Source organism: Methylorubrum sp. B1-46 (assembly GCF_021117295.1).
Taxonomy (GTDB): Bacteria; Pseudomonadota; Alphaproteobacteria; order Rhizobiales; family Beijerinckiaceae; genus Methylobacterium.
In genome coordinates this window covers 4,524,762-4,549,612 of record NZ_CP088247.1, presented here as the reverse complement: position 1 = coordinate 4,549,612, position 24,851 = coordinate 4,524,762, and the positions used below count along the sequence as shown (strand labels likewise).

The window sequence follows — 24,851 nt, the reverse complement described above, 5'->3', positions numbered from 1 at the left end:
CCGGCCGAAGATCGGCCCTGTCCACAAGGATTCTGCCGAGTCAGTCGGCCACGCGTCCCGCTTCACGGTGCCGGCCGCGCTCCGTCCTCCCGCTGCGCCCGGCGCAGGGCGTCGAGCAATTCGCCCTCGATGAGCAGGGCGGAGCCGTAATGGAACTCGATGTCGAAGGCGTGCCGGGAGTTCATCGAGAGCGAGGCGCTCTGCATGGCCACGAGCCGCCCGGCCTCATCGAACAGCCCCGAACCCGAGCCGCCATAGCCGTCGTTGCAATCGTGGCGGGCACGGCGGATGCCGCCCTCCGTCGGCGGATCGATCCGGCGGACCGTGCAGGTCTCCAGGCTGCTGTCGCCCCGGTAGTTCTGGTGACCGCCGGGAGCGACGAGGGTCACGGCAAGCGCGAGGTCGCCCGTGGGCAGGTCGGGAGCCGCCTCCGGCACCGGCTGGCGCGGGGCGTCGGCGGGCTGCGCGAGGCGCAGCAACGCCCAATCGTCGGTGATGTGGAGGCGTGTGGCGTTCGCGGCCACGCCGAGCCGCAGGCTGTCGGCGACGAAGTCGTAGTTGCGGCCGCCGATCTGAAAATAGCAATCGCCGACCGATCGCGTCGTCTCGAGCTGCCGGTTTCGGAAGTTGTGGGCGTTCAGCATCACGAGCGAGGCCGTGCCGATCAGCCACGCGGCCGCGGCCTTCTGCGGCACCCCGTCCGAGCGGCGGCACCACAGAACCCCGGCTCCCGGATAGCGGGCCCGGTCGCCGCCCGTCATGTCGCGGCGCCCGTCATGGGGGTAGAGCGCGGCGCTCCGGCCCCTCGCGAGATCGTGTGGAGCCACCGCGGAGGCCCGGTGCGTCGGATCGTCTCCCGCCGGGGCGCGGCTGCCTGCGATTGCTACCAGCGCGAGCACGCCCCCCATCGCCAGAACGCGCCGTGCGCGCCGCCCCTGCGCCATCGCCGAACGACCTCCCGCTGCACCGGGCCGCTTCGCGAGGACCCGTTGACGATAGTGGTGCGCCGGGCCTCGGCGGCGGTCAAGCCAACATGCCAAGAACCGGACACTGCCCCTTGGCAATTTTAGAATTACCTTATCGTCCCGGCAAGAAATGTCCGACCAGCTAAAGACATATCGTTCAATCGAAGCCTAGAAATTATAGGCGAAGGGACGCTAATAAGTCTTTTATAAGACCGCAGCGATCTAAGAATCCTCTTAGTTCCACGACGCGGCACTTCGAAGGACTTCGGAGCGAGCCCGGAACCTCAGAAAAACGTCTGAGAGATGCCGCGAGGCCGAAAGGCGAGGCGGTTCAGTGAGGAGACGCAGGATGAGCAGGTTTGTGACATCGGTCTCGGCCTTGGCGATGCTGGCGCTCGCGCCGGCCGCGCTGTCGAGCGCCGCATACGCCAACGACAAGCTGGTCGAGTTGTCGAAGAAAGACGAAAACTGGGTGATGCCCGGTAAGAACTACGACTCGGACAACTACAGCGAGTTGAAGCAGATCAACAAGAGCAACGTGAAGCAGCTTCGGCCGGCCTGGACGTTCTCCACCGGTCTGCTCAACGGCCACGAGGGCGCGCCGCTCGTCGTCGACGGCAAGATGTACATCCACACCTCGTTCCCGAACAACACCTTCGCGCTGGGTCTCGACGATCCGGGCACGATTCTGTGGCAGGACAAGCCGAAGCAGAACCCGGCCGCCCGCGCGGTGGCCTGCTGCGACCTCGTCAACCGCGGCCTTGCCTACTGGCCCGGCGACGGCAAGACCCCGGCGCTGATCCTCAAGACGCAGCTCGACGGCAACGTCGCCGCGCTCAACGCCGAGACGGGCGAGACGGTGTGGAAGGTCGAGAACTCCGACATCAAGGTCGGCTCGACGCTCACCATCGCCCCCTATGTCGTCAAGGACAAGGTGATCATCGGCTCCTCGGGCGCCGAGCTCGGCGTGCGCGGCTACCTCACCGCCTACGACGTCAAGACCGGCGAGCAGGTGTGGCGCGCCTATGCCACGGGTCCGGACAAGGACCTGCTGCTGGCCTCCGACTTCAACATCAAGAACCCCCATTACGGCCAGAAGAACCTCGGCACTGGCACCTGGGAGGGTGACGCCTGGAAGATCGGCGGCGGCACCAACTGGGGCTGGTACGCCTACGATCCGGGCACCAACCTGATCTACTTCGGCACCGGCAACCCGGCGCCGTGGAACGAGACCATGCGTCCGGGCGACAACAAGTGGACGATGACGATCTTCGGCCGCGACGCCGATACGGGTGAGGCCAAGTTCGGCTACCAGAAGACCCCGCACGACGAGTGGGATTACGCCGGCGTCAACGTCATGATGCTCTCCGAGCAGAAGGACAAGGACGGCAAGACCCGCAAGCTGCTGACCCACCCGGACCGCAACGGCATCGTCTACACGCTCGACCGCACCGACGGCTCGCTGGTCTCGGCCAACAAGCTCGACGACACGGTCAACGTGTTCAAGTCGGTCGACCTGAAGACCGGCCAGCCGGTGCGCGATCCGGAATACGGCACCCGGATGGACCACCTCGCCAAGGACATCTGCCCTTCGGCGATGGGCTACCACAACCAGGGTCACGACTCGTACGATCCGAAGCGTGAACTGTTCTTCATGGGCATCAACCACATCTGCATGGATTGGGAGCCCTTCATGCTTCCCTATCGTGCGGGTCAGTTCTTCGTCGGTGCGACGCTGAACATGTATCCGGGCCCGAAGGGCGACCGTCAGAACTACGAAGGTCTCGGCCAGATCAAGGCGTACAACGCGATCACCGGCGACTATAAGTGGGAGAAGATGGAGCGCTTCGCCGTGTGGGGCGGCACCATGGCCACCGCGGGCGACCTCGTCTTCTACGGCACGCTCGACGGCTACCTGAAGGCGCGTGACTCCGACAACGGCGACCTTCTCTGGAAGTTCAAGATCCCGTCCGGCGCCATCGGCTACCCGATGACCTACAGCCACAAGGGCACGCAGTACGTCGCCATCTACTACGGCGTCGGCGGCTGGCCGGGCGTGGGCCTCGTGTTCGACCTCGCCGACCCGACCGCCGGTCTCGGTGCGGTGGGCGCCTTCAAGAAGCTTGCCAACTACACCCAGATGGGCGGCGGCGTGATCGTCTTCTCGCTCGACGGCAAGGGTCCCTACGACGATCCGAACGTCGGCGAGTGGAAGTCGGCCGCCAAGTAAGGCCAAGCAATCGGCAGACGAGCCTCCCCTCCCCCTCGCGGGGGAGGGACAGGGCTGGGGTGGTGCGGGCCCTCAAAACGGTCCGCACCACCGCGCTCCACTCTCCGCAGGACGTTTCCTCGAACGTGCCGATGCCCCGGCACCGGCGACGATCTGCACGGGAGATGCGTGGTGGGCAGGCCCGGATCGTCCCGGCGGGACATCCGACGACGTGCCTGAGCCCCGCGCCAAGACGTCATAAGAATAATCCAGAGGAAACGAAGATGTCGCTCGTGAACGGACGTCGCCGAGCCGTCGCATCGGCCGTCGCCCTCGCGGCCTTGACCGGCCTGTGCGCCCCTGCCCTGGCGCAGGACAAGAAAGCCGCCGAGGCTGCCAAACCCGATGCCGGCACCTTGCGCATCTGCGCCGCCGAGCAGCCGCCGCTCTCGATGAAGGACGGCTCGGGCCTCGAGAACCGCATCGCCACCGCCGTCGCCGAAGCGATGGGCCGCAAGGCCCAGTTCGTCTGGCTGGGTAAGCCCGCGATCTACCTCGTGCGCGACGGGCTGGAGAAGAAGACCTGCGACGTGGTGGTCGGGCTCGATTCCGACGATCCCCGGGTGCTCACCAGCAAGCCGTACTACCGCTCCGGCTACGTCTTCCTCACCCGCGCCGACAAGGATCTCGACATCAAGTCCTGGTCCGACCCGCGCCTGAAGGAAGTCAGCCACATGGTGGTCGGCTTCGGCACGCCGGCCGAGGCGATGCTCAAGGACATCGGCCGCTACGAGGAGGACATGGCCTACCTCTACTCGCTGGTGAACTTCCGCGCGCCGCGGAACCAATACACGCAGATCGACCCGGCCCGGATGGTGAGCGAGGTCGCCACCGGCAAGGCCGAGGTCGGCGTGGCCTTCGGGCCCGACGTCGCCCGCTACGTGCGCGATTCCTCGACCAAGCTGCGCATGACCCCGGTGCCCGACGACACCACCCGCAGCGACGGCCAGAAGATGCCGCAGAGCTTCGACCAGTCGATGGGCGTGCGCAAGGACGACACCGCCCTGAAAGCGGAGATCGATGCCGCCCTGGAGAAGGCCAAGCCCAAGATCGAGGCGATCCTCAAGGAGGAGGGCGTGCCCGTGCTGCCCGTCTCGAATTGAGCCGCCGCGCGATCGCTTCCGTGATGAGGACCAAGACCAAGACAATGATGAACCGGACAAAGATCGGTACCGCCCTCCTCGGCTTCGCGCTCTTCGGCGGCGTTCTGGGCAGCCTTCCCGCCCTGGCCCAGCCGCAATCGGGCCCGCAATCGGGCGTGGTGTTCCGCAACACCGTGACCGGCGAGGCGCTGGACGTGACGCAGGGCAAGGAGGGCGGCCGCGACACGCCCGCCGTGAAGAAGTTCTTCGAGACCGGCGAGAACCTCTACATCGACGACAAGTCGTGCCTGCGCAACGGCGAGAGCCTCTACGCGACTTCGTGCTCGGGCTGCCACGGGCATCTTGCCGAGGGCAAGCTCGGACCAGGTCTCAACGACAATTACTGGACCTATCCGTCGAACACGACCGATGTCGGCCTGTTCGCGACGATCTTCGGCGGCGCCAACGGCATGATGGGCCCGCACAACGAGAATCTGACGCCCGACGAGATGCTGCAGACCATCGCCTGGATTCGCCACCTCTATACGGGGCCGAAGCAGGACGCGGTCTGGCTCAACGACGAGCAGAAGAAGGCCTACACGCCCTACAAGCAGGGCGAAGTCATCCCGAAGGACGCCAAGGGCCAGTGCAAGCCGCTGGAGGAGTGATCCGTTCGGGATTCGGGCCGGATCGACCGGCGCGATCGAGGGGGCGAGGACGCCGCTCGCCACATCCCACGAAAGCACGTCCCAAGAAGATCAGGCTCACCCAAGAGCACGTCTCAAGAAGTGGAGGAAACCATGAAGTCCACGCTCATCATCGCCGCCGCCGTCGCCCTGTCCGGCCTTGCCGCCCCGGCGCTCGCCTATGACGGCACCAAGTGCAAGGCGCCGGGCAATTGCTGGGAGCCGAAGCCCGGCTTCCCCGAGAAGATCGCCGGCTCCAAGTACGACCCCAAGCACGACCCCAAGGAGCTGAACAAGCAGGCCGATTCCATTAAGCAGATGGAAGAGCGCAACAAGAAGCGCGTCGAGAACTTCAAGAAGACCGGCAAGTTCGAGTACGACGTGAGCAAGATCTCGGCGAACTGATCCGCACCTCCACCCTCCCCCACGGAGATCGGGCCTGCCCGATATCCGCATTCCTGAGTGCTCAGCCGGGCAAGCCCGACGTGAGACGGGGGAGGGTGCCTGCGAAGCAGGCGGGAGAGGGGCCGGCTCCGAACTCTCCGGACGCGGCGCTCCCCTCTCCCGATCCTCGCTCACGCGAGGGCGTCTCAGTGTCTCTCCCCCCCGCTGCGCCGTCATTGCCAGAATGACGACGGTCAGAGACTGGGAGTTTTGTGAGGCACTCTAAACAAGAAACAAAGGCCAACCGCCGAATGAATACCCTGCGCCCCGGCGACGCCATGCTCACCGACTGGCGGGATGCGGCCGCGCGCTTCGAGCGCGAGGTCGGCAAGGTCGTCGTCGGCCAGGAGCGGGCGATCCGCCTGCTCACGATCGCGATCTTCGCCCGCGGCCACGTCATGCTCGAAGGCGATGTCGGCGTCGGCAAGACCACGCTGCTGCGCGCGGTGGCGCGGGCTCTCGGCGGCGCCTATGAGCGCGTCGAGGGCACCGTCGACATGATGCCCACCGACCTGATCTATCACACCTATCTCGGCGAGGACGGCCGCCCGCGGGTCGAACCGGGCCCGGTGCTGCGGCAGGCGGAAGACCTGTCGGTGTTCTTCTTCAACGAGATCAACCGCGCCCGGCCCCAGGTCCACGCGCTGCTCCTGCGCATCATGGCCGAGCGCAGCGTCACCGCCTTCAACCGCGAGTACCGCTTCCCCAACCTCCAGGTCTTCGCCGACCGCAACCGGGTCGAGCGCGAGGAGACCTTCGAGCTGCCGGCCGCCGCCCGCGACCGCTTCCTCATGGAGATCGGCATGGAGGCGCCGCGCGATGCTCAAGCCCGCCGCGACCTCGTCTTCGATCCCCGCTTCCACGACACCGACCGGCTGACCGGGGCGGTCGCGGCCGGCGTGCTCGACCATGACCGCATCGGCACCATCGCCAGCGCGATCCAGCACGCGATCTCGGCCGAGCCGGCGATCGAGACCTACGTCGTCGGCCTGTGGGAGGCGCTGGTGCGCCCCGGCCCCGCCGGCATCCGGCTGCCGGGCATCGACATGGACCGCCTGATCCAGGGCGGCGCCTCGCCCCGCGGCGTCGCCTTCCTCGTGCGCGCCGCCCGCGTCCGCGCTTGGCTGGAGGGCCGGGACTGGCTCGTGCCGGAGGATATCCGCGCCGTCTTCCCCGAGGTGATGGCCCACCGCGTCTTCCTCGAGCCCGTCTACGAGATGCGGCGCGCGCAGATCGTGCCCGACCTCATCCGCGCGGTGTTCGAGACGGTGCCCGCCCCGTGAGCGGCCCGGAGGACGGGGTCAGCGACACGGCCGACATCATCTACTGGCCGCGCTGGCGGCCCGGCGGACACCGGGTCGGCGCCCATCGCGGGCGCGATGCCGGCGGCCTCGGCACGTTCCGCGATCAGGTCAGCTTCTCACGCCTGCCGGATGCCCGCCGCATCGATCTGCGCGCGTCGCTCCGCGACCCGTTCGAGGGCGTGTTCGTGCGCCGCTTCGAGGCGCGCAGCCCGGTCGAGACCTATGCGCTCGTCGATCTCTCCGCCTCGATGCGCTTCCGCGGCCGGGCCGACCGGCGCGAACTGGCGCAGGCCTTCTGCGCCACGCTCGCCCGCTCGGCGACGCGGATCGGCGACGGCTTCGGCATGATCGCCTGCGACAACACCCTGCGCGACGACCTCACCCTGCCCGCCACCCGCCACCGCGCCGCCGCCCAGGCTGCCGCCGCGCGCCTGGGCGAGGCGATCGGCGATGGACGCGGCGCCGAGGGCCTGCTGGAGGCCGCGCGCCGCCTCGCCGGGCGCCCGAAGCTGATCTTCCTCGTCTCCGATTTCCGCTGGCCGGAGGCGCTGATCGAGGCGGTCTTCTCGGCGCTGGCGCTGCACGACGTGACCCCGGTGCTGCTGGCCGATTCCGCAGAGGCCGAAGACCTGCCGGCCTGGGGCCTCGTGGAGCTCGATGACCTGGAGGGCGCCGGGCGCCGCCTCGTCTTCCTGCGCCCGTCCTTGCGCCGCCGCTGGATCGCCCGCGAGGCCGAGCGCGTCGAACGCTTGCGCCGGATCTGCACCCCCTTCGCCCGTCCGCCCTTCCGGCTCGCCGACCGCTTCGACGCGGAAGCCTTGAGCCGCCACCTGATGACGACGTGAGAGCGATGCGCGCGCTTGGTCTCGCCCTCCTCCTCGCGCTGGTGTCGCTGCCGGCCGCCGCCCAGGTGCGCGGCGTCGAGCTGCGCACGCCCCGCGCCTTCGGCTATTTCCAGGGCGATCTCGTGCAGGTCCAGGCCGAGATCCGCACCGATCCCGGTTTCACCCTGCAGCGCCCTTCCCTGCCGAAGCCCGGCCCGGTCACCTACTGGCTCGACCTGCGCGACGTGCGCACCGAAGAGAGCCGGGGGGCTGACGGCGCGCATGTGATCCGCCTGCGCCTGACCTATCAGGACTTCTACGTGGCGCTCGATGCCCGCACCCTCGAAGTGCCGGGCTTTCCCGTCACGGTCGAGAGTGCCGGCACGAACGGATCGACCACGGCGGTGGCGCAGGTGCCGACCTGGAAGATCGGCGTCTCGCCCCTTCGCGAGGTGCAGCCCGAGCGGCGCGACGACCCGGCCGAGTACCTCCGGCCCGACGGACGCACCCCGCGCCTCGATCCGCAGCCGGCCCTGGCCTCCGCCGCAGGTTTCCTCGCGCTCGCCGTCCTGGCGCTGGGGCTGCTCGCCTACGACCGGGCATGGTGGATTTTCGGACATCGCCGCGGCCGGCCCTTCGCGCAGGCGCTGAAAGCGCTTGGCCGGGCGAAACGGCAATCGCAGGGGGAAGCCCTGTACCGCGAGGCGCTGCTCGCCCTGCATCGCGGCCTCGACGCCACCGACGGGCGCCGGGTGCTCGCCGACGACCTGCCGGATTTCCTGGGGCGGCACCCGGCTTTCCAGGCTCAGGCGGAGGGCCTCCAAACGTTCTTCTCCGCCTCGCGGCTGGCCTTCTTCGGCCGGGACACCGCCGGGGCCGGCACGACGCTGCCCCTGCCCGAGGCCGAGACCCTGCTGCGCCGCCTCGGCGCGGTCGAGCGGAGCGCGTGACGCGGGTGACGGCGCTCCTCCCCTCCCTCGGCGTGGCCACGCCCTGGCTGCTCTGGCTCCTGCCGCTGGCGCTCCTGCCGCTGCTCCTGTCCGTCACCCGGCGCAGCGCGGTGTCCTCGGTCGCGGCGGCGCCCGAGGATCCCCTCTCCTCCGGCCTGCGGATCGCCCTGACCGCCGCCGGCATCCTGGCGGTCGGCGGCCTCGTCCTGGCACTGGCCGGGCCGTACCGCGCCGGCGAGCGGGTGACCCGCACCGGCATCGGCGCGCAAGTTTCGATGCTGATCGACCGCTCAGGCAGCATGAACGAGACGTTTGCCGGCCGGCAGCCCTCGGGGGCGGAGGAGTCGAAGGCCATGGCCTCCCGGCGCATCCTGCGCGACTTCGTCGGCGAGCGCGCCCACGACCAGTTCGCGGTGACGGCCTTCTCAACGGCGCCGATGCTCGTCGTGCCGATGACCGACCGGCACGACGCCGTGCGCGCGGCCATCGCCGCCATCGACCGGCCGGGTCTCGACTACACCAACGTCGCCCGCGGCCTCGGCATGGCGCTGTCGCAATTCGGCGCCGGCGCGCCGGGGGTGTCGCGCGCCCTGCTGTTGGTCTCGGACGGGGCGGCGGTGATCGATCCGCGCATCCAGGCGCAGTTGCGGGCCGAGTTCACTCGGGTGCAGCCGAACCTCTACTGGCTGTTCCTGCGCACCAAGGGCTCGCCCTCGATCCACGACAAGCCCGCGGGCGAGGACACGCCGCAGGCCGCGCCCGAGCGCCATCTCGACCTGTTCTTCAAGAGCCTCGGCGTGCCCTACCGCGCCTTCGAGGCCGAGGGCGCCGACGCGGTGGCGAATGCCGTGCGCCAGATCGAGGCGCTGGAGCGCGATCCCATTCCCTATACCGAGGAGCGTCCCCGCCGCGACCTCAGCGGCTGGGCCTACGGGATCGCCGCCCTCGGCCTGCTGCTCCTCGTCCTTGCCAAGCTCGCAGAGACGGATTTTGTCCGCACGCCCGCGCGGCTGTCGTCGAAGCGCCGCGCTGATCCGGCTCCGGCCACCGATGGGGCGGCCGCCGTGCCGAAAAGGGCCGCCGCATGATGCCCTCCGCTCTCGCCCCCGCGCATTCTCAATCCCCATCGCTGCGCACCCGGATCGGCGCAGGCGTGCGCCAAGTCTGGCGCAGCCTCCGCCCGATCCTGCTCGTGCTGCTGCCGATCCTGCTCGCTGCCGCCGCCGCCGCCCTCGCGCTCGCGGCGTGGCGGGACACGCGCACCAACGCGGCCATCGCCGAACTGGAAGCGGGGCGCGACATCGCCGTCCTGCCCGACGCGCCGGACGCGCTCCTCGTCGCGCGGGTCAAGTTCCTGGCCTTCCGCGACCGCCTGGGCGAGACCGAGCCGCTGCTGGAGACCCTCGACAACCGCAGATCCGGGGATGCGGCGGCGCGCGCCCGCTACATCGTCGCCAATGCCCGCATCCGCGAGGCCTTCCGGCTGATCGAGCGCAGCGAACTCGACAAGGCGGGCCCGCAGGTCACGCTCGCGCGTCAGGACTACCGCCGGGCGCTCCAGGCCCGGCCCGACTTCTGGGACGCGAAGTTCAACTTCGACGTCGCCTCGCGCCTGATCCGCGACTTCCCTGAGTTCGACCGCAAGTTCGGCGACGAGCTGAAGGCCGAGCCCAAGCAGATCTGGACCGACATCCCTGGTCAGCCCCGGGGTGGGCCATGAGTGTGTGGGCCGAGTTCCCCTTCGGAAAAAACCTGCGCGACCGCCGCTTCCAGGCGCTCGCCGCAGCCCTGCTGCTCGCAGGCCTGGCGATCGTCGTGCCGCCGCTGCCGCTCACCCGCTCGGGCGTGTCGGTGCTGGCGGTGGTCGACATCACCGGCAGCATGAACGTGCGCGACTATACGCGCGACGGGCGCCCGGCGAGCCGGCTCGACATCGCCAAGGCGGCCCTGCGCGATCTCCTGCCGGAACTGCCCTGCGGCTCGCGCCTGGCGCTCGCGCTCTTCACCGAGCGGCGCCCGTTCCTGCTGTTCGCGCCGATCGAGGTCTGCGCCGACTTCGCGCCGCTGGACGGGGCGATCGCCGCACTCGACTGGCGCATGGCCTGGGAGGGCGACAGCCGCGTCGCCGCGGGCCTGCACAGGGCCATCACCATGGCCGGCGAACTCGACACCGACCTCCTGTTCGTCACCGACGGCCAGGAGACGCCGCCCCTGCCCGCCAACGGCATCCCGCCCTTCGAGGGCAAGCCCGGCGCGGTGCGCGGCCTGATCGTCGGGGCGGGTGGCCACGCGCTCGCGCCGATCCCGAAATTCAACGATCGCGGCCGTGAGACCGGCTTCTACGCCGAGACCGACGTGCAGCAGGAGAACCGCTTCGGGCCGCCGCCCGCCGACGCGGAATCGCGCGAGGGCTACAACCCGCGCAACGCCCCCTTCGGTGGCGCCGCGGCGCGGGGCGAGGAGCATCTCTCCTCCGTGCGCGAGCCGCATCTGAAGGCGCTCGCCGCCCAGACCGGCCTCGCCTACGCCCATCTCGACGGGCCGGACAGCCTGCGCGCGCCGCTGCTTGCGGCGGCGACCCCGCGCCCCCTGCCCGGCCGGCTCGACCCGCGCCCCTTCCTCGGCGCGGCGGCGCTCGCGCTCGTGCTCGCCAGCTTCCTCGCGGGTGCGCGGCGCGCCCGCCTCACACCCTTCACCCCCAGCAGGATGTTATAATGCGTCTGTCCCTTCTCGTTCTTCCGCTCGCACTCGCCGCGACCGCCGCCCTCGCCCACGGCCCGACCCCGCAGAAAGTCTCCCAGTCGATCACGATCAAGGCGAGCCCGGACGCGGTGTGGAAGGTGGCGGGCGACTTCGCCGGCATCGGGAAGTGGCACCCGGCGATCGCGAAGGCGGAGGGCAGCGGCTCCAAGGAGAGCGGCACCCGCACCCTCACCTTCAAGAGCGGCGGCAAGATCGAGGAGAGCCTCGACGAGTACAAGGCGGACGCGCGCACCTATTCCTACCGGATGGGCGAGCCGGACCTGAAGGCGCTGCCGGTCTCGTCCTACTCCGCGACCCTCACCGTGAGCCCGGAGGGCGACGGCGCCAAGGTGGAGTGGATGGGCCGCTTCTACCGCGGCGATACCGGCAACGAGCCCCCAGAGAACCTCAGCGACGAGGCCGGCAAGGCGGCGATGAACACGTACTTTTCGGAAGGGCTGAAGGGCCTGAAGGCGGCCGTGGAGGGTGGCAAGGCCAAATGATCCGTCCCGCCCTCGCCGCGCTGCCCATCCTCCTGCTCGCCGGCCTGCCGGTGCGGGCCGCGACGGTCTACGTCGCGAGCCAGCAGGGAGCGCAGGTCACGCGCGTCGAGGCGGGCGCGGTCGCGGGCCACGCCACCGTCGCGGGCGCCCCCGCGACGGTGGCGGCGGGCGGCGGGCTCGTCTTCCTCAGCCATCCCGACGGGCAGGCGATCACGGTCGCCGACGGCGCCACGGGGGCGGTGCTGCGCCGCCTCCCCTACAAGGGCCAGGGCTTCGGCCTCGCGGCGTCGGCGGACGGCCGGACCCTGTTCGTCGCCGACTGGTCGGGCCACCGCGTCGATCGGCTCTCGGCCGCGGACGGCACCGTCGAAGCCTCCGCCGAGACCGGCCGCGACCCGGCGCACATCGCCCTCGACCGCGCGGGCCGGCTCTACGTCGCCGACCGGGAAAGCCACCAGGTCAGCGTGTTCGACGCCGCCCGGATGACGCGGATCGCGACGATCTCTGTGGGCACCGCGCCCTTCGCCCTGGCGCTGAGCCCGGACGGGCGCCGCCTCTATGTCGGCAACGTGCGCAGCAATGACCTCACCGTGATCGACACCGGAAGGCTCGAGGCGCTCGCCACCGTCCCGGCCGGCGCCATGCCCTACGGGCTCGCCGTGAGCCCGGACGGGGCGCGGGTGTTCGTGACCAACCAGCAGGCCGGCACGGTCACCGTGCTCGATGCGGGCACCCTCACGATCGCCGCGACGGTGGGTGTCGGCCGCTATCCCGAGGGCATCGTGATCGAGGGCGGCCGGGCCTATGTCGCGAACTGGTTCTCCGACAGCGTCTCCGTCCTCGATCTCGCCACGCTGAAGGAGGTGGACCGCCTCTCCGTCGCCGAGGGCCCGCGCAGCCTCGCCGTCGCTACCCCCGCACAGGACATCCCGCGATGAGATCGCCCGCGGCCCGTCTGATCGCCGGGCTCGCCGCCCTGCTCCTCCTCTCCGCCTGCGACCGCGGCGCCGAGACGTCCACCGAGACGGCGAGCGCGGCGCCAGACCGCGGCGACGACGGGGCGATCGTCGCCTCGACCGCGGAGGATCACCTGCCCGACTGGCTCTCGCCCACCGACGGCACGGATCCGGCGCGCTGGCTCGCGGGGCGCGAGGCGGGACACCCCTTGCCCGCGGACGCCGCCGCGGTCAGGGACTTGCGCGAATCCCTCGACCGGGCGCGCAGCGCCTTCGTGGAAGACAAGCGCATGATCGCCAACCGCACGGTGCAGCTCGGACAGATGCTGTCCGAGATCGGCAAGACCGAATCCTATCGCGGCCTGATCGACGGCCTCGGCGCGATCGCGGCTTTGCGCGGTCGCCACAAGAGTCTCTACGGCGAGATGTGCCAGCATTACTACAACACCCGCGCCCAGGGCGCCGACCACGCTACGGCCCTGGCCCGCCTCGAAGCCCGCGAGCGGCCTGAGGTCACCGCGCCGGAGCTGCCGCGTCAGCCGGGAGGGCAGCCGTGAGCAGCGGACGCGCCGCCGCCCTGCCCCGGACCGTGCCGGCCCGGCCGGAGACGCTCCTCGTCATCGACGACCACCCGATCGTGATGCAGGGCGTGCGCCGGCTGGCGGAAGCCGCGGGCGTGGGACGGGTCTACGAGGCCGCCGACATCGTCTCGGGCTACCGTCTGTTCCACCGGCACCGGCCGGCCCTCGTGGTGGCCGATCTGAGCTTTCGCGATGATGGGCTGTCCGGGCTGTCGCTGATCCGCCGCATCCGGGCGCTGGACCCCGCCGCACGCATCCTGGTCTTCAGCATGCATGCCGACCCGGTGCTCGTCTCCCGCGCCCTGGAGAGCGGTGCGCTCGGCTTCGTGCTCAAGGATGCCGGGTCGGACGCCTTCCTGGAGGCGCTCGACGCCGTCCATGCCGGGCGGGGCTACCTGCCGCACGCGCTCGCCACCGACGTGGCGATGCTGAACCGCAGCGCCCGCCCCGCCCCGCTCGCCACCTTGAGCGCGCGCGAGTTGCAGATCCTGTCGCTGCTGAGCCAGGGCAAATCCTACGACGCCATCGCCAGCGCCATGGCCGTGAGCTACCGCACGGTGATCAACGCCAGTTCCAGCATGCGCAAGAAGCTCGGCGTCGAGTCCCGCGCCGGGCTGGTCCAGATCGCGGTCAACCGGCGCCACGCACTGCTGTGAACCGGTCAGCCGTCACTCGGTGCGCCGCTCCGGCACGGGTTCAACGATCGAGGCCCGCGAGCGGGCATCGCCCGCGGGTGTGGCGAAGGGCAGCGTCAGCGCCGCCGCGACCAGCACGGCGGTGATCCAGCGCTTGGGCCGCTCGGGAGCGGAGGCCGCGAGGCTCGGACCGCCGAGCCGGGGCCGCGCGCCCTCCCCGCAGAGGGGTGCCGGACGCAGGAGCCCCCCTTCCGGCACCCGGTCGAGGTCGCGCTCGACCGCACCGAGCAGCGCGGCGGCCTCCCCGTCCAGGCTGTCCCAGTGACGGGTCAGGACGCCGCGCTCCGCCGGCTCGGACGCCGCGGCGTCCGGGCCGGTCTCCGTCGTCCGTTCCTCGGAATCCGTCCTGGCGCCGGTCATGGCGGGTGACGTCAGGCGCGGTGGTAGGCATCCTCGAGGCGGACGATGTCGTCCTCGCCGAGGTAGCTGCCGAGCTGGACCTCGATCAGCTCGACATCGTCGTTGCCGGGGTTTTCGAGGCGGTGGATCGCGCCGAGCGGGATGAAGATGTGCTCGCTCTCGCGGTAATCGGCGACCGTGTCGTCCACGGTGACCCGGGCGCAGCCGCGCACCACGACCCAGTGCTCGGCGCGGTGGCGGTGTTTCTGCAGCGAGAGCCGCCCGCCCGGCGCGACGGTGATCCGCTTGACCTGAAAACCGTCGGAGGCTTCCAGCACCCGGTAGCTGCCCCAGGGGCGGTGCGAGGAGGCGTGCCACTCGGCCTGGGGCCGGCCCTTGCTGCGCAGGATTTCGACCATCTTGCGTACGTCGCCGCAGCGGCTGCGGTCGGCTACCAGGATCGCGTCCTTCTCGGCCACGACCACGAGGTCGCGCACGCCGACGAGCGAGGTCACCATGCCCTCGGACGACACGAAGCAGCCCTCGCTGTCGAACAGTTCGGCCGCGCCGCGGCTGACATTGCCGAGGTCGTCGTGCTCGCTGATCGCCCAGAGCGCGTTCCAGTTGCCGACATCCGACCAGCCGCAGCGCATCCGCGCGACCGCGGCGCGGCTCGTCTTCTCCATCACCGCGAAGTCCAGCGAGGTCTTGGTCGTGCCGGCAAACCCCGCGGCATCGAGGGCGAGTGCCCCGCCCTCGTCGGCGGCGGCCTCTACCGCGAGGGCGGCGGCGGCGGCCGTCTCGGGATCAAATGCGGCATACTCGGCGCACAGGGTGTCGGCCCGCATCAGGAAATTGCCGGAATTCCACAGCCAGCGGTCCGAGAGGTAGCTGGCGGCGCGGGCCGCGTCCGGCTTCTCCGCGAAGGTGTGAACCGCGTGGCAGCGCGCCTCGACCCGCGCGCCGGGGCGGATCCAGCCGTACTCGGTGCTGGGGTGATCGGCCTCGATGCCGAAGGTGACGAGGCGCCCGGCCCGCGCCGCCGGCAGGGCGGAGGCCACCGCCCGGCGGAAGGCGCGCGGCTCGGTGACGATATGGTCGGAGGGGAGCACGAGCACCACCGCGTCCGGATCTTGCCGCGCGACCAGGGTGCAGGCGGCCAGGATCGCCGGGCCGGAATCGCGCCGCTCCGGCTCCAGCAGCAGGGTGACGGCGGCGTCGATGGCTGCCGCCTGCTTCTCGACCAGGCAGCGGTGATCGCGGTTCGCCACGACGATCGGCGGGGCGAAGAGCGGGCCCTGGAGCCGCAGCAGGGTCTGCTGGAAGGTCGAGTGCGGCCCGAGCAGAGGCACGAACTGCTTCGGCAGCGAGGTGCGGGAGGTGGGCCAGAGCCGCGTTCCCGAGCCGCCGCAGAGGATGACGGGCTGGATCCGTGCAGGCATCGACGGGCGTCCTTTTGTGCTGGGACTTGGAGGAGGGAATCGGAGGCGGGACTCGGAGAAAGGGATCAGGGGGTCTCGATCGAGCGGCGCAGGGCCGGCGTGGCCTGCGAGACGGGACCGGGCGCGGCCGCCCCGTCTCGGGTGGGGGGCGGCCCCTCGCCGGTTCCGGCCTTGGCGGGCGAGACCTGCACGACGTCGCCGGGCAGCAGCACCGAGGTGAGCGCGGCCTTGAAGGTCACCGCTCGGTCGCGCAGGGTCCGGGTGACCTCGATCGTCCAGCCGGTGGCCTCGCTGCCGCCGTCGGAGGCGGAGAGCCGCCGGGCGCGGCTCTCCAGGAGGTCGCGGGCGATGGGCAGGCTCGCCTCGGTCTCCAGGAGCTGCTGGCGGGTGGCCTGGAGGTCGGCCACGACCCGGCGCCGGTGGCCGTTCTCGGTGTCGCGCTGGCGCAGGGTGATCTCGCCGGTGGCGGTCCCGTTGCGGGCGAGGTCCGCGTCGATCCGGGCGAGTTCGGCCCGGACGCGGGCGTTCTCGCGCTGCCGGTCCACCATGATCGTCTGCAGGCCGTGGCCGTTATCGGTCAGCCGCGCGTAGTTGCGGACCTGGGCCTCGGTCAGTTTGACCTGCTCCTCGATGAGGGTCCGCTGCTGGCTCAGCGATGCCCGCTCGGTCTCGAGTCGCTCGATCTGTTGGCGCAGCAGGCCGACCTCGCTGCGCTCCGTCTCGCGCTGGAGCGAGAAGATCTCCTGCTCGCCGCGCAGGAGCGCGATGGCCTCGGGGCCGATCAGCTCGTCGGAGACGAAGCTCGTCCGCCCGTCCCGCTGCGCCTCCAGGCGCAGGAGGCGGGCGCGCTGGGCGAGCCGGGCGAGTTCGAGGCTGCGGAGCCGCTCGCGGGCGGTCAGCACCTCGGCCTTGAGCTCGGTGATCGAGCGGTCGCCGACCCGCCCGCCGCCGGCCAGAGCCACCGCGCCGAGCACGGTGAGGCCGTAGCGGTAGGTGTAGCTGCCGGGTGAGCGCACCTCGCCCAGCACGTAGACCGGCTTCATCTCGGAGAGCCGCAGGCTGACGGTGGCCGAGCGCAGGAAGCCGTCGTTGAGCCGGGTGCGGACCAGGCTCTCCGCCTGCTCCGGGCTCAGGCCCGCGACCCGGATGCGGCCGACCATCGGCAGGTTCAGGTCGCCCACCGCATCGACGACGTACTCGCCGGTGAGCTCCGTCTGGCCGAACACGACCATCGTCACCTTGTCGCCGCTCGACAGGAGCAGCGCGGCCTCGGCCGCAGGCTCCGGCAGCAGAGTCTCGGCCGCCATCGGCGCGCCGGTGGGCCAGAGCGCGAGCACCGCTCCGAGCAACGCCGCAAGCCATGCGCCGCAGCGACGCCCGTCGTTCCCAGACCGAAAAGTCCTGAAGTCGAGCATGCCTTCGCCTCTCGAGGCCGCGGTGCGGGCGTCCGGCGTCCCGGAGAATACCGGCTTCGGCGCCGGCCTTCGGTGCCTGCGCCGCCTCCGCCGTGCCCGGAAAAGGGCCAAGCCGTCGCGGCGCCCTGACTGAATGCCAGAGCCCCCACCCGTTTTGTCCTGGCTATTCGGGCCCTCCTCGGTTCGCGACCGGGTTAGTCCGACGGGGCCGGCACCGGCCCGCGGGCGCGGTTGGGAACGATGTCCGCGCCGATGGGCCGGCCGGAACGCGAAAGGGGCGGCGGCCGCCCGGTGGCGGTACGTCGCCTTCGCACCATGAGGCGCCTCGTCTTCCTCGAAACAGCAATGCCGGGCGCGGTCACCGTCTCCTAATCTGTCATCGAACGACAATGGGAGACGTCGAGCGATGAAGAAGCGTATTCTCGTGACAGGTGGGGCCGGATTTGTCGGCAGCCACCTGTGCGATCGACTGGTGGCGCAGGGGCACGACGTGCTCGCCGTCGACAATTTCTACACGGGAGACCGGTCGAACCTCGCAGGGCACCTGGGCAACCCGCGCTTCGAGGTCATGCGCCACGACGTGACCTTCCCGCTCTACGTCGAGGTGGACGAGATCTACAATCTCGCCTGCCCCGCCTCCCCGGTCCACTACCAGCGCGATCCGGTGCAGACGACGAAGACGAGCGTGCTCGGGGCGATCAACATGCTCGGGCTCGCCAAGCGGCTCGGCATCCCGATCCTCCAGGCCTCCACCAGCGAGATCTACGGCGATCCGGACGTGCATCCGCAGCCCGAAGACTATCGCGGCCTCGTCAGCGTCAGCGGCCCGCGCGCCTGCTACGACGAGGGCAAGCGCTGCGCCGAGACCCTGTTCTTCGACTACCAGCGCCGGCACCACGTGCCGATCCGGGTGGCGCGCATCTTCAACACCTACGGGCCGCGGATGAACCGCGACGACGGCCGGGTGGTGTCGAACTTCGTGGTGCAGGCGCTGCGGGGCGAGCCGATCACCCTCTACGGCGACGGCCGCCAGACCCGGGCCTTCTGCTTCGTCGACGATCTCGTCGAGGGGCTGATGCGCCTGATGAACGTCGAGGGCACGCTGGACGGCGCGGTCAATCTCGGCAACCCGACCGAGGTGACGATCGCCGAGATCGCCCAACGGATCATCGCGCTCACCGGCTCGCGCTCGGAGATCGTCTACCGCCCGCTGCCGCAGGACGATCCGCGCCAGCGCTGCCCCGACATCAGCCGGGCGAAGGCGATGCTGCACTGGAGCCCGAAGGTCGATCTCGACGAGGGTCTGATGAAGACCATCGCCTATTTCGAGACGCTGCTCTCGGCCTCCGCCTCGAGCGTGACCCCGTTCGAGCCGGCGCTGCCGGAACTCGCGAAGACCGGCTCATGAGCGCGCCGCTTCCCCGCGTTCCGATCCTGGGGGTGCCGGTCAGCGCGATCACCCTGGACGATGCGGTGGCGGCGGTCGAGGGTTGGATCCTCGGCCGCCAGCGCCACTACGTCTGCATCACCGGCGCCCACGGCGTCATCGAGTGCCAGACCGATCGCACCCTGCGGGCGATCCACGAGGGAGCCGGCCTCGTCACGCCGGACGGGATGCCGCTGGTCTTCATGGCGCGCCGGCTCGGCTTCCCGCGCACGCAAAGGGTCTACGGGCCCGACCTGATGCGCGCGCTCACAGCCCTGTCGGCGCGCAAGGGCTACCGGCAATACTACTTCGGAGGTGCCTCCGGTCTGCCCGAGCGGCTGGCCGCGCGCCTCACCGAGCAGTTCCCGGAACTGCCCGTCGCCGGCACCTTCTCGCCCCCCTTCCGCCCGACGACTCCGGAGGAGGACGCCGGCATCGTCGCTCGCATCAACGCGGCCAAGCCCGACATCCTGTGGGTGGGGCTCTCGACCCCGAAGCAGGAATACTGGATGGCGCGCCACCGCGAGCGGCTGGAGGTGCCGGTCATGGTCGGCGTCGGCGCGGCCTTCGACTTTCTCGCCGGCACCAAGCGGCAGGCGCCGGTCTGGATGCAGCGGCGCGGGCTCGAATGGGCCTTCCGCCTCGGCACCGAGCCGCGGCGGCTGGGGCGGCGCTACGGGCGGATCGTGCCGGAATTCATCCTGCGCGCCTCGGTCCAGCTCGCGAGCACGTCGCGGCCGGCACCGGCGCGGCCGCGGCGCTCCTTCTGAGTGTCTCTCACGAAACGCCCGCCGCCCGGCGGGAGCGCACCCGATGATCGGAAGCCCCGCCAGGCACTCCGAAGGGCTAGATGAGCGCGAAAGTATGATCGCCCATCGAGAAGATATGCTTAGTCGATCCACGAAATAAGAATCGAAGTGCCGAAGCAGAAAGGCGTCAAAACCATGTCGAAGAGCGCAGTTGTCACCGGGGCCGGCGGTTTCATTGGTGGACATCTGGTGACGTACTTGCGTCGCCACGGCTATCATGTCCGCGGCGTCGATATCAAATATCCCGATTTCGGCCCGAGCGACGCGGACGAGTTCATGCTCGCCGATCTGCGCTCCTTCGACGAGTGCCGCGAGGCGGTCAAAGGCGTCGACGAGGTCTACAACCTCGCCGCCGACATGGGCGGCATCGGCTACATCTCCGGCGCACACGCCTCGATCACCTTCAACAACACGATGATCAGCGCGCAGATGCTGAAGGCGGCCTTCGACGCGCGGGTCGAGCGGTTCCTGTTCTCGTCCTCGGCCTGCGTCTACCCGCAGCACCTCCAGGACGTGCCGAGCGTGATCCCGCTCAAGGAGGAGGACGCCTTCCCGGCCGCCCCCGAGGAGGGCTACGGCCTGGAGAAGCTCTACACGGAGAAGCTCTGCCAGTACTTCACCGAGGATTACGGCTTCCCGACCCGCTCCGTCCGCTTCCACAACGTCTACGGGCCCAACGGTACCTATGACGGCGGCAAGGAGAAGGCGCCGGCCGCGATCTGCCGCAAGGTCGCGCATACGCCCGACGGCGGCACGATCGAGATCTGGGGCGACGGCCAGCAGACCCGCTCGTTCATGTACGTGGACGACTGCGTCGAGGGCATCTACCGGATCATGCAGTCGGACCATCACGGGCCGCTCAACCTCGGCACGGACGAGCTCGTCAACATCAGCGGCCTCGTCGATCTCGTGGCCGACGTCGCCGGCAAGACGATCAACAAGTCGTTCGACCTGAGCAAGCCGCAGGGCGTGCGCGGGCGCAACAGCGACAACACCCGCCTGCGCGAGGTCCTGGGCTGGGAGCCGGGCATCCACCTGCGCGAGGGCCTGAAGCCCACCTACCGCTGGATCGAGGCGCAGATTCAGGAGGCGCAGCGGGAGGCGGACGCCGCCCCGAGGCAAGCCGCCGAGTAGGCCGCAGAGTAGGCCGGCCGACCGTCCCTCCCTCCCCGCAGGCAGTGCAGCGCGAGCGAATCCATGCCGGACGTCGATGTCGTCAACACCGGCCTCCTGCCGGCCGGGGGGCCGAGCTGGCAGGAGCGTGCGCAGGACCGGCTGCAGGAGCGGCTTCAGGAGCGTCTCGGCCCGGCCCGGCCCGGACGCTCCGAGGCGGCCGCCTGGGCCCGGCGCCTGACCGTCACCGGCGCCCTCATCGGCGGCGACGTCGCCGCCGTGCTGGCCGCCTGCGGGGCGAGCCTGGCCGTCATGGCCGCGGCCGGGGCCCTTCCCGGTCTCGCCCCGGCCCCGCTGATCGGCTGGTGCGCCCTGCAGATCGGCACCCTGGCCCTGTGCGGGCTCTACGAACCGATCGAGGCGGAGCCGATCGAGCGGCTGCGCCGCCGCGGTCTCGCCGCCGCCTTCGCGTTCGGCGCGGCCGTGCTGGTCGGCGGCGGGGCCTCGCCGTGGCTCTGGACCGCCGCCGGAATCGCCGCCCTCTTCTCGATTCCGCTCGGGCACTACGCGGAGGGGTTCGTGCGTGCGCGGCTCGTCCGACGGGGCGTGTGGGGGGCGGCGACCATCGTCTACGGCGAGGGCGCGGTGGAACTCGCCCGCAGCCTCGCCGCGCGGCCGGAACTCGGCCTGCGGCCGATCGGCATCGTCCGCGCCCCCGATCAAGCGGTCGAGCCGTTCCACGTCGAACCCTTTCGCGTCCAGCCCTTGCGCACCGTGCCGCCGGGGCCGGCCGAGGAGCCGGGGCGCGCGGCGGAGAATCTGTCGGAGCGCATGGCGGAGCTGCTGGCGGCGGCCGAGGTCGCGATCTGCACGCCGGGCGAGCGCGCCCCCGACCGCTTCGCCTGGCTGACCCGGCATCCGTTCCGGCAGGTCATCGTCGCCCACCACGCGCCGGAGGTGGAGACCGTGCGCCTCCAGACCCGGTGCCTCGGCTCGGTGGTCGGGCTCGTGGTGCGCCGGGCGATCTTCCTGCCGCACAACCTGCGCCTCAAGCGCGCCCTCGATCTTGCCGTGGCGCTGCCCGCGCTCCTCCTGTTCGGGCCGCTGATCGGCGTGCTGGCGCTGGCGGTGAAGCTCGCCGATCCGGGGCCTGCCTTCTACGTCCAGCCCCGCGTCGGGCGCGATGGCCGCACCATCCGCGTGTACAAGCTGCGCAGCATGTTCCGCGACGCGGAGGCGCGTCTGGCCGACCACCTCGCCGCCGACGAGGCCGCCCGGCACGAGTGGGAGCGGTTCTGCAAGCTGCGCGACGATCCGCGCGTCCTGCCCGGCATCGGCGGCTTCATCCGCCGCACCAGCCTCGACGAGCTGCCGCAACTGCTCAACGTGCTGCGCGGCGACATGAGCGTGGTCGGGCCGCGGCCCTTCCCGGCCTACCACACCGAGCGCTTCGGCCCGACCTTCCAGGCGCTGCGGGCGAGCGTGCCGCCGGGCCTGACCGGGCTGTGGCAGATCTCGGCCCGCAGCGACGGCGACCTCGCGGTCCAGGAGCAGCAGGACAGCTTCTACATCCGCAACTGGTCGATCTGGATCGACCTGTACATCCTCCTCGAAACGGTGCCGGCGGTGCTCACCGCCAAAGGTGCCCGCTGACGAGGGACCTTGCGGTCCCTCGCCCCCGCTCCCCGACACGCTCCCTTTCGACACCGATGCAGGCGTGACCCATGGACCCGTTCCACGAAGCCGACCCGCCCGGCGCTCGGCCCTCGCTCACCGCCCATTACGAGGCGGTCACCGGGCACGCCCTCGCGGTGCTGTGGCGCCGCAAGCTGATGATCGCCGCGATCGCCGGCCTGTCGGCGCTGGCGGCCGGGGCGGCCTCGCTCGCCCTGCCGCCGAGCTACGTCGCCGAGGTGCTGCTCCAGTTCGATTTCGGCCAGACCCAGGACGTGCGCGGGACCGGCAAGTCCGGCCCGCAGATCGCCCTGGAGCCGGCCTCGGTGGTGGAGAGCGAGGCGCGCATCATCCGCTCGTTCGCCATCGCGCAGGCGGTGGCGGGCCGGCTCGAGACCGAAGGGCCCAAAGCGGAGCACGCGGCCAAGGAGCCGCCGGCGGGATGGGTCGCCTCCCTGCGCCAGGCCCTCGAGACCCGAGTCCAGGCGGCTTTGCCCGCGCCTCCCGGCTCCCGCCAAGGGGAAACGACGCAGCAGGCGACCACGCAGCAGGAGACCGAGCGGGACGCCCGGGCGCAGGGGCTCCTGCGCGGGCTCACCGTCGGCAACGACGCCAAGGCCTATCTGATCACCATCGGATACCGCGACCGCGATCCGCGGCGGGCGGCCGAGACCGCCAACACCTTCGCCACCGAGTATCTCGCCCGTAAAATGCAGGCGGCCTCCCTCGCCACCGAGCGGGCGAGCCGGTGGTATGCCGAGCAGATCCAGGTCTCGCGCGGCGAACTCGCGCGGCTGGAAGGCGAGATCGATGCCTTCCGCAAGCGCACCGGCTTCGTCGAGTCGGTGCGCGAGGGCGTGGACCTGCGCGAGCAGCAATTGCGCGATGCCCTGACCGAACTCTCCAGCGCCTCGGCCAAGCGGCTGGCCGAAGAGGCACGGCTGCAGCGCGCCGGGGACGTGATGCGCTTCGGCGGCGTGCCGAACGCCGCCGACACGACGATCTCGCCGGTGATCCAGCAGATGCTGGCCGACGACAGCAAGCTGCGCCAGGAGCTGGAGCAGCTCACCGCGGTCTCCGGCGACAACCACCCGAGCGTGCTGCGGCTCAAGGCCTCGATCGCCGCGCTGCAGCAGCGGCTCCAGGCCCGCATGGCCGAGGTGCTGAAACTGGTCGAGGTCGATCTCGGCGCCGCCCGCGGGCTCGAAGCCTCGGCCGAGGCGCGGGTCGCGACCGTGCGCCGCTCGCTGATCGAGAGCAAGGCGCTCGAATCGAAGCTGCGCGCGTTGCAGGCCGATGCCACCGCCGCCCGCGACCGCCTGCGCGTCCTCGACGAGGGCTACCAGACCGCCAATGCGCTCAGCGAACTCAAGCCGGTGATGGCGCAGATGCTGGCGCCGGCCAAGGTGCCGACCCTGCCCACCGGCCCCGGCCTCGGCCTCGTGCTCGGCCTCGGCCTGTTTGCCGGCGCCGGGGCCGGCTCGGTGCTGGCGCTGGCGCTCGACCGCCGCGACCGCGGCTACCGCAGCCAGGGCGAGATGGAGGCCGAGACCGGCCTGCCCTGCCTCGCGCTGCTGCCGAGCCGGCCGGCGGGCGAGCATTCGGGCGAGCGCCTGGAGCAGGACCTCGTCTTCCGCGAGGCCGTGCGGGCGGCGGTGGCCGAGCTCGTCGCCGTGCGCGAACCGCTCAAGGTCGTCCTCGTCACCTCGGCGATGCCGGGCGAGGGCAAGTCCGTGGTCGCCCGCTCGGTAGCGCGCTCGCTCGCCGCCATGGGGCGCCGGGTGCTGATCCTCGACGGCTCGCCCCGCCGCGCCGCGATCGAGGATGCCCGCCTCGGCACGTCCGGCCCCGAGACGGAGGACGAGGAGGCGGAGGGCCGCATCTCGACCATCCGCCGCGTCTCCGGTCTCAAGGACGGGCACGACATCTACGCCGAGCCGACCTTCGGCATGCTCGTGCGGGAGGCGCGCGAGCGCTACGACGTGATCCTAGTCGAGGTGCCCCCGGTGCTGCTGCTCGGCGACGTGGCGCTCCTGCGCCAGCACGCCGACGCCGTGGTCCACGTCGTGGCCTGGCACGGCACCCAGAAGGCGGCGGTCACCGCGAGCCTCGCCTATATGCGCCGGCTCGGTCTGACGGTGGCCGGTCTCGTCCTGAACAAGGTCGACCTCAAGCGCCACCAGGGCCGGGCGGCGGACCGCGGCACGCTCTACCGCGACTTCTCGCATTACTACAGGAACAGCGCCTGATGGGCGCCCAGGCCGCAGCCGATTTGGGGGCGGCGATCCTCGTGAGCGCGGGGAGCTTCGCCTGCGCGGCCTGCGGCTCCCCCGCCGTCACCTGGCCGGCGGACCCGACCGCGGAAGCCGCGATCGCCTGCGGCGGCTGCGCCCGGCCGCTGGGCACGCTCGCCGCGTTCCGCGCCGGGATCGAGGGAATTCTGGCCGCCTGCCAGCCGCGCAGGGATGGCATGGAAAGCGGTCGGCACGAGATTTTCGAGGACAACCGCTGAACCGATCCCGTTCGATCCGCGGCCTCATACCAAATCCGGGGGATCCCTTCGGGATGGCGGATTTGGTCATCGCTCAAGCGCCGCGCGGGCTGGCTGATTCGATCCCTGCTTTGATCAAGC

The 24,851-nt window shown here is 70.8% G+C and carries 24 protein-coding genes; 20 read left to right on the top strand and 4 right to left on the bottom strand.

What is annotated here, in order from left to right; genetic code table 11:
* Positions 1-62 precede the first annotated feature (62 nt).
* Positions 63-944: a serine protease gene (locus LPC10_RS21155; protein WP_231344222.1), complete on the bottom strand. Its 882-nt coding sequence runs from the start codon at positions 942-944 to the stop codon at positions 63-65.
* A 370-nt stretch (positions 945-1,314) separates the two neighbouring features.
* Here LPC10_RS21155 and LPC10_RS21150 point away from each other — a divergent pair, with 370 nt between their 5' ends.
* The 14 genes from LPC10_RS21150 (at position 1,315) to LPC10_RS21085 (ending at position 13,962) form a co-directional block, all read left to right on the top strand.
* The gene (locus LPC10_RS21150; RefSeq protein ID WP_108941853.1) at positions 1,315-3,195 is read left to right on the top strand and encodes a methanol/ethanol family PQQ-dependent dehydrogenase; all 1,881 of its coding nucleotides are present in this window, start codon (positions 1,315-1,317) and stop codon (positions 3,193-3,195) included.
* A gap of 263 nt (positions 3,196-3,458) precedes the next feature.
* Positions 3,459-4,337, top strand: coding sequence for a methanol oxidation system protein MoxJ (gene moxJ / locus LPC10_RS21145; protein WP_231344220.1), 879 nt, complete (start codon positions 3,459-3,461; stop codon positions 4,335-4,337).
* Between the two features lie 44 nt (positions 4,338-4,381).
* Complete coding sequence (gene moxG / locus LPC10_RS21140) at positions 4,382-4,984, top strand: cytochrome c(L), periplasmic (protein WP_231347111.1); 603 nt, start codon at positions 4,382-4,384, stop codon at positions 4,982-4,984.
* A gap of 132 nt (positions 4,985-5,116) precedes the next feature.
* Positions 5,117-5,407, top strand: coding sequence for a methanol dehydrogenase [cytochrome c] subunit (locus LPC10_RS21135; protein WP_108941851.1), 291 nt, complete (start codon positions 5,117-5,119; stop codon positions 5,405-5,407).
* Between the two features lie 290 nt (positions 5,408-5,697).
* Positions 5,698-6,729 carry a MoxR family ATPase gene (locus LPC10_RS21130; RefSeq protein WP_231344219.1) on the top strand — a complete coding sequence of 344 codons (1,032 nt, stop codon included), beginning with the start codon at positions 5,698-5,700 and terminating at the stop codon, positions 6,727-6,729.
* Positions 6,726-7,595: an MxaS protein gene (locus LPC10_RS21125; RefSeq protein ID WP_231344218.1), complete on the top strand. Its 870-nt coding sequence runs from the start codon at positions 6,726-6,728 to the stop codon at positions 7,593-7,595. Before LPC10_RS21130 ends, LPC10_RS21125 begins: the two co-directional genes overlap by 4 nt.
* Positions 7,596-7,600: 5 nt before the next feature.
* Positions 7,601-8,524 carry a nonribosomal peptide synthetase MxaA gene (locus LPC10_RS21120; RefSeq protein ID WP_231344217.1) on the top strand — a complete coding sequence of 308 codons (924 nt, stop codon included), beginning with the start codon at positions 7,601-7,603 and terminating at the stop codon, positions 8,522-8,524.
* 5 nt (positions 8,525-8,529) lie between these two features.
* Positions 8,530-9,612 carry a VWA domain-containing protein gene (locus LPC10_RS21115; RefSeq protein ID WP_231347110.1) on the top strand — a complete coding sequence of 361 codons (1,083 nt, stop codon included), beginning with the start codon at positions 8,530-8,532 and terminating at the stop codon, positions 9,610-9,612.
* A complete protein-coding gene (locus LPC10_RS21110) occupies positions 9,612-10,244 on the top strand; it encodes an MxaK protein (protein ID WP_231347109.1) in 633 nt (210 codons plus the stop codon). Before LPC10_RS21115 ends, LPC10_RS21110 begins: the two co-directional genes overlap by 1 nt.
* A complete protein-coding gene (locus LPC10_RS21105) occupies positions 10,241-11,239 on the top strand; it encodes a vWA domain-containing protein (RefSeq protein ID WP_231344216.1) in 999 nt (332 codons plus the stop codon). The genes LPC10_RS21110 and LPC10_RS21105 overlap by 4 nt, the downstream gene beginning before the upstream one ends.
* Positions 11,239-11,769, top strand: coding sequence for an SRPBCC family protein (locus tag LPC10_RS21100; protein WP_231344214.1), 531 nt, complete (start codon positions 11,239-11,241; stop codon positions 11,767-11,769). Before LPC10_RS21105 ends, LPC10_RS21100 begins: the two co-directional genes overlap by 1 nt.
* Complete coding sequence (locus tag LPC10_RS21095; protein WP_231344213.1) at positions 11,766-12,707, top strand: beta-propeller fold lactonase family protein; 942 nt, start codon at positions 11,766-11,768, stop codon at positions 12,705-12,707. Before LPC10_RS21100 ends, LPC10_RS21095 begins: the two co-directional genes overlap by 4 nt.
* Complete coding sequence (locus tag LPC10_RS21090; protein WP_231344212.1) at positions 12,704-13,282, top strand: MxaH protein; 579 nt, start codon at positions 12,704-12,706, stop codon at positions 13,280-13,282. The genes LPC10_RS21095 and LPC10_RS21090 overlap by 4 nt, the downstream gene beginning before the upstream one ends.
* On the top strand, positions 13,279-13,962 hold the full coding sequence (locus tag LPC10_RS21085) for a response regulator transcription factor (RefSeq protein ID WP_231344211.1): 684 nt from the start codon (positions 13,279-13,281) through the stop codon (positions 13,960-13,962). Before LPC10_RS21090 ends, LPC10_RS21085 begins: the two co-directional genes overlap by 4 nt.
* Before the next feature lie 12 nt (positions 13,963-13,974).
* Here the strand turns inward: LPC10_RS21085 and LPC10_RS21080 are convergent, their stop codons facing one another.
* The 3 genes from LPC10_RS21080 to LPC10_RS21070 form a co-directional block, all read right to left on the bottom strand.
* Positions 13,975-14,361 carry a hypothetical protein gene (locus LPC10_RS21080; RefSeq protein ID WP_231344210.1) on the bottom strand — a complete coding sequence of 129 codons (387 nt, stop codon included), beginning with the start codon at positions 14,359-14,361 and terminating at the stop codon, positions 13,975-13,977.
* An 11-nt stretch (positions 14,362-14,372) separates the two neighbouring features.
* A complete protein-coding gene (locus LPC10_RS21075; protein ID WP_231344209.1) occupies positions 14,373-15,782 on the bottom strand; it encodes a mannose-1-phosphate guanylyltransferase/mannose-6-phosphate isomerase in 1,410 nt (469 codons plus the stop codon).
* 65 nt (positions 15,783-15,847) lie between these two features.
* Complete coding sequence (locus tag LPC10_RS21070; protein WP_231344208.1) at positions 15,848-17,119, bottom strand: polysaccharide biosynthesis/export family protein; 1,272 nt, start codon at positions 17,117-17,119, stop codon at positions 15,848-15,850.
* 484 nt (positions 17,120-17,603) lie between these two features.
* Between LPC10_RS21070 and LPC10_RS21065 the strand changes: the two genes are divergently transcribed.
* The 6 genes from LPC10_RS21065 to LPC10_RS21040 all read left to right on the top strand — a co-directional run bounded on the left by LPC10_RS21065 (position 17,604) and on the right by LPC10_RS21040 (position 24,731).
* The gene (locus tag LPC10_RS21065; protein ID WP_231344207.1) at positions 17,604-18,605 is read left to right on the top strand and encodes a UDP-glucuronic acid decarboxylase family protein; all 1,002 of its coding nucleotides are present in this window, start codon (positions 17,604-17,606) and stop codon (positions 18,603-18,605) included.
* Positions 18,602-19,393 carry a WecB/TagA/CpsF family glycosyltransferase gene (locus tag LPC10_RS21060; protein WP_231344206.1) on the top strand — a complete coding sequence of 264 codons (792 nt, stop codon included), beginning with the start codon at positions 18,602-18,604 and terminating at the stop codon, positions 19,391-19,393. Before LPC10_RS21065 ends, LPC10_RS21060 begins: the two co-directional genes overlap by 4 nt.
* Positions 19,394-19,567: 174 nt before the next feature.
* The gene (locus LPC10_RS21055) at positions 19,568-20,566 is read left to right on the top strand and encodes an NAD-dependent epimerase/dehydratase family protein (protein ID WP_231344205.1); all 999 of its coding nucleotides are present in this window, start codon (positions 19,568-19,570) and stop codon (positions 20,564-20,566) included.
* Positions 20,567-20,629: 63 nt separating this feature from the next.
* Entirely contained in the window at positions 20,630-22,198 is a 1,569-nt protein-coding gene (locus LPC10_RS21050) for a sugar transferase (RefSeq protein WP_231344204.1), read from the top strand.
* A 71-nt stretch (positions 22,199-22,269) separates the two neighbouring features.
* On the top strand, positions 22,270-24,468 hold the full coding sequence (locus LPC10_RS21045; RefSeq protein WP_231344203.1) for an exopolysaccharide transport family protein: 2,199 nt from the start codon (positions 22,270-22,272) through the stop codon (positions 24,466-24,468).
* Positions 24,468-24,731: a hypothetical protein gene (locus LPC10_RS21040; RefSeq protein WP_231344202.1), complete on the top strand. Its 264-nt coding sequence runs from the start codon at positions 24,468-24,470 to the stop codon at positions 24,729-24,731. Before LPC10_RS21045 ends, LPC10_RS21040 begins: the two co-directional genes overlap by 1 nt.
* Positions 24,732-24,851 lie beyond the last annotated feature (120 nt).

Bases quoted from the DNA above. Each gene is read 5' to 3' on its own strand.
- LPC10_RS21045 (WP_231344203.1), top strand. From the start codon at position 22,270: ATGGACCCGTTCCACGAAGCCGACCCGCCCGGCGCTCGGCCCTCGCTC.
- moxG (WP_231347111.1), top strand. From the start codon at position 4,382: ATGATGAACCGGACAAAGATCGGTACCGCCCTCCTCGGCTTCGCGCTC.
- moxJ (WP_231344220.1), top strand. From the start codon at position 3,459: ATGTCGCTCGTGAACGGACGTCGCCGAGCCGTCGCATCGGCCGTCGCC.
- LPC10_RS21155 (WP_231344222.1), bottom strand. From the start codon at position 944: ATGGCGCAGGGGCGGCGCGCACGGCGCGTTCTGGCGATGGGGGGCGTG.
- LPC10_RS21060 (WP_231344206.1), top strand. From the start codon at position 18,602: ATGAGCGCGCCGCTTCCCCGCGTTCCGATCCTGGGGGTGCCGGTCAGC.
- LPC10_RS21090 (WP_231344212.1), top strand. From the start codon at position 12,704: ATGAGATCGCCCGCGGCCCGTCTGATCGCCGGGCTCGCCGCCCTGCTC.
- LPC10_RS21050 (WP_231344204.1), top strand. From the start codon at position 20,630: ATGCCGGACGTCGATGTCGTCAACACCGGCCTCCTGCCGGCCGGGGGG.
- LPC10_RS21110 (WP_231347109.1), top strand. From the start codon at position 9,612: ATGCCCTCCGCTCTCGCCCCCGCGCATTCTCAATCCCCATCGCTGCGC.
- LPC10_RS21075 (WP_231344209.1), bottom strand. From the start codon at position 15,782: ATGCCTGCACGGATCCAGCCCGTCATCCTCTGCGGCGGCTCGGGAACG.
- LPC10_RS21105 (WP_231344216.1), top strand. From the start codon at position 10,241: ATGAGTGTGTGGGCCGAGTTCCCCTTCGGAAAAAACCTGCGCGACCGC.
- LPC10_RS21080 (WP_231344210.1), bottom strand. From the start codon at position 14,361: ATGACCGGCGCCAGGACGGATTCCGAGGAACGGACGACGGAGACCGGC.
- LPC10_RS21095 (WP_231344213.1), top strand. From the start codon at position 11,766: ATGATCCGTCCCGCCCTCGCCGCGCTGCCCATCCTCCTGCTCGCCGGC.
- LPC10_RS21065 (WP_231344207.1), top strand. From the start codon at position 17,604: ATGAAGAAGCGTATTCTCGTGACAGGTGGGGCCGGATTTGTCGGCAGC.
- LPC10_RS21135 (WP_108941851.1), top strand. From the start codon at position 5,117: ATGAAGTCCACGCTCATCATCGCCGCCGCCGTCGCCCTGTCCGGCCTT.
- LPC10_RS21120 (WP_231344217.1), top strand. From the start codon at position 7,601: ATGCGCGCGCTTGGTCTCGCCCTCCTCCTCGCGCTGGTGTCGCTGCCG.
- LPC10_RS21100 (WP_231344214.1), top strand. From the start codon at position 11,239: ATGCGTCTGTCCCTTCTCGTTCTTCCGCTCGCACTCGCCGCGACCGCC.
- LPC10_RS21130 (WP_231344219.1), top strand. From the start codon at position 5,698: ATGAATACCCTGCGCCCCGGCGACGCCATGCTCACCGACTGGCGGGAT.
- LPC10_RS21055 (WP_231344205.1), top strand. From the start codon at position 19,568: ATGTCGAAGAGCGCAGTTGTCACCGGGGCCGGCGGTTTCATTGGTGGA.
- LPC10_RS21040 (WP_231344202.1), top strand. From the start codon at position 24,468: ATGGGCGCCCAGGCCGCAGCCGATTTGGGGGCGGCGATCCTCGTGAGC.
- LPC10_RS21150 (WP_108941853.1), top strand. From the start codon at position 1,315: ATGAGCAGGTTTGTGACATCGGTCTCGGCCTTGGCGATGCTGGCGCTC.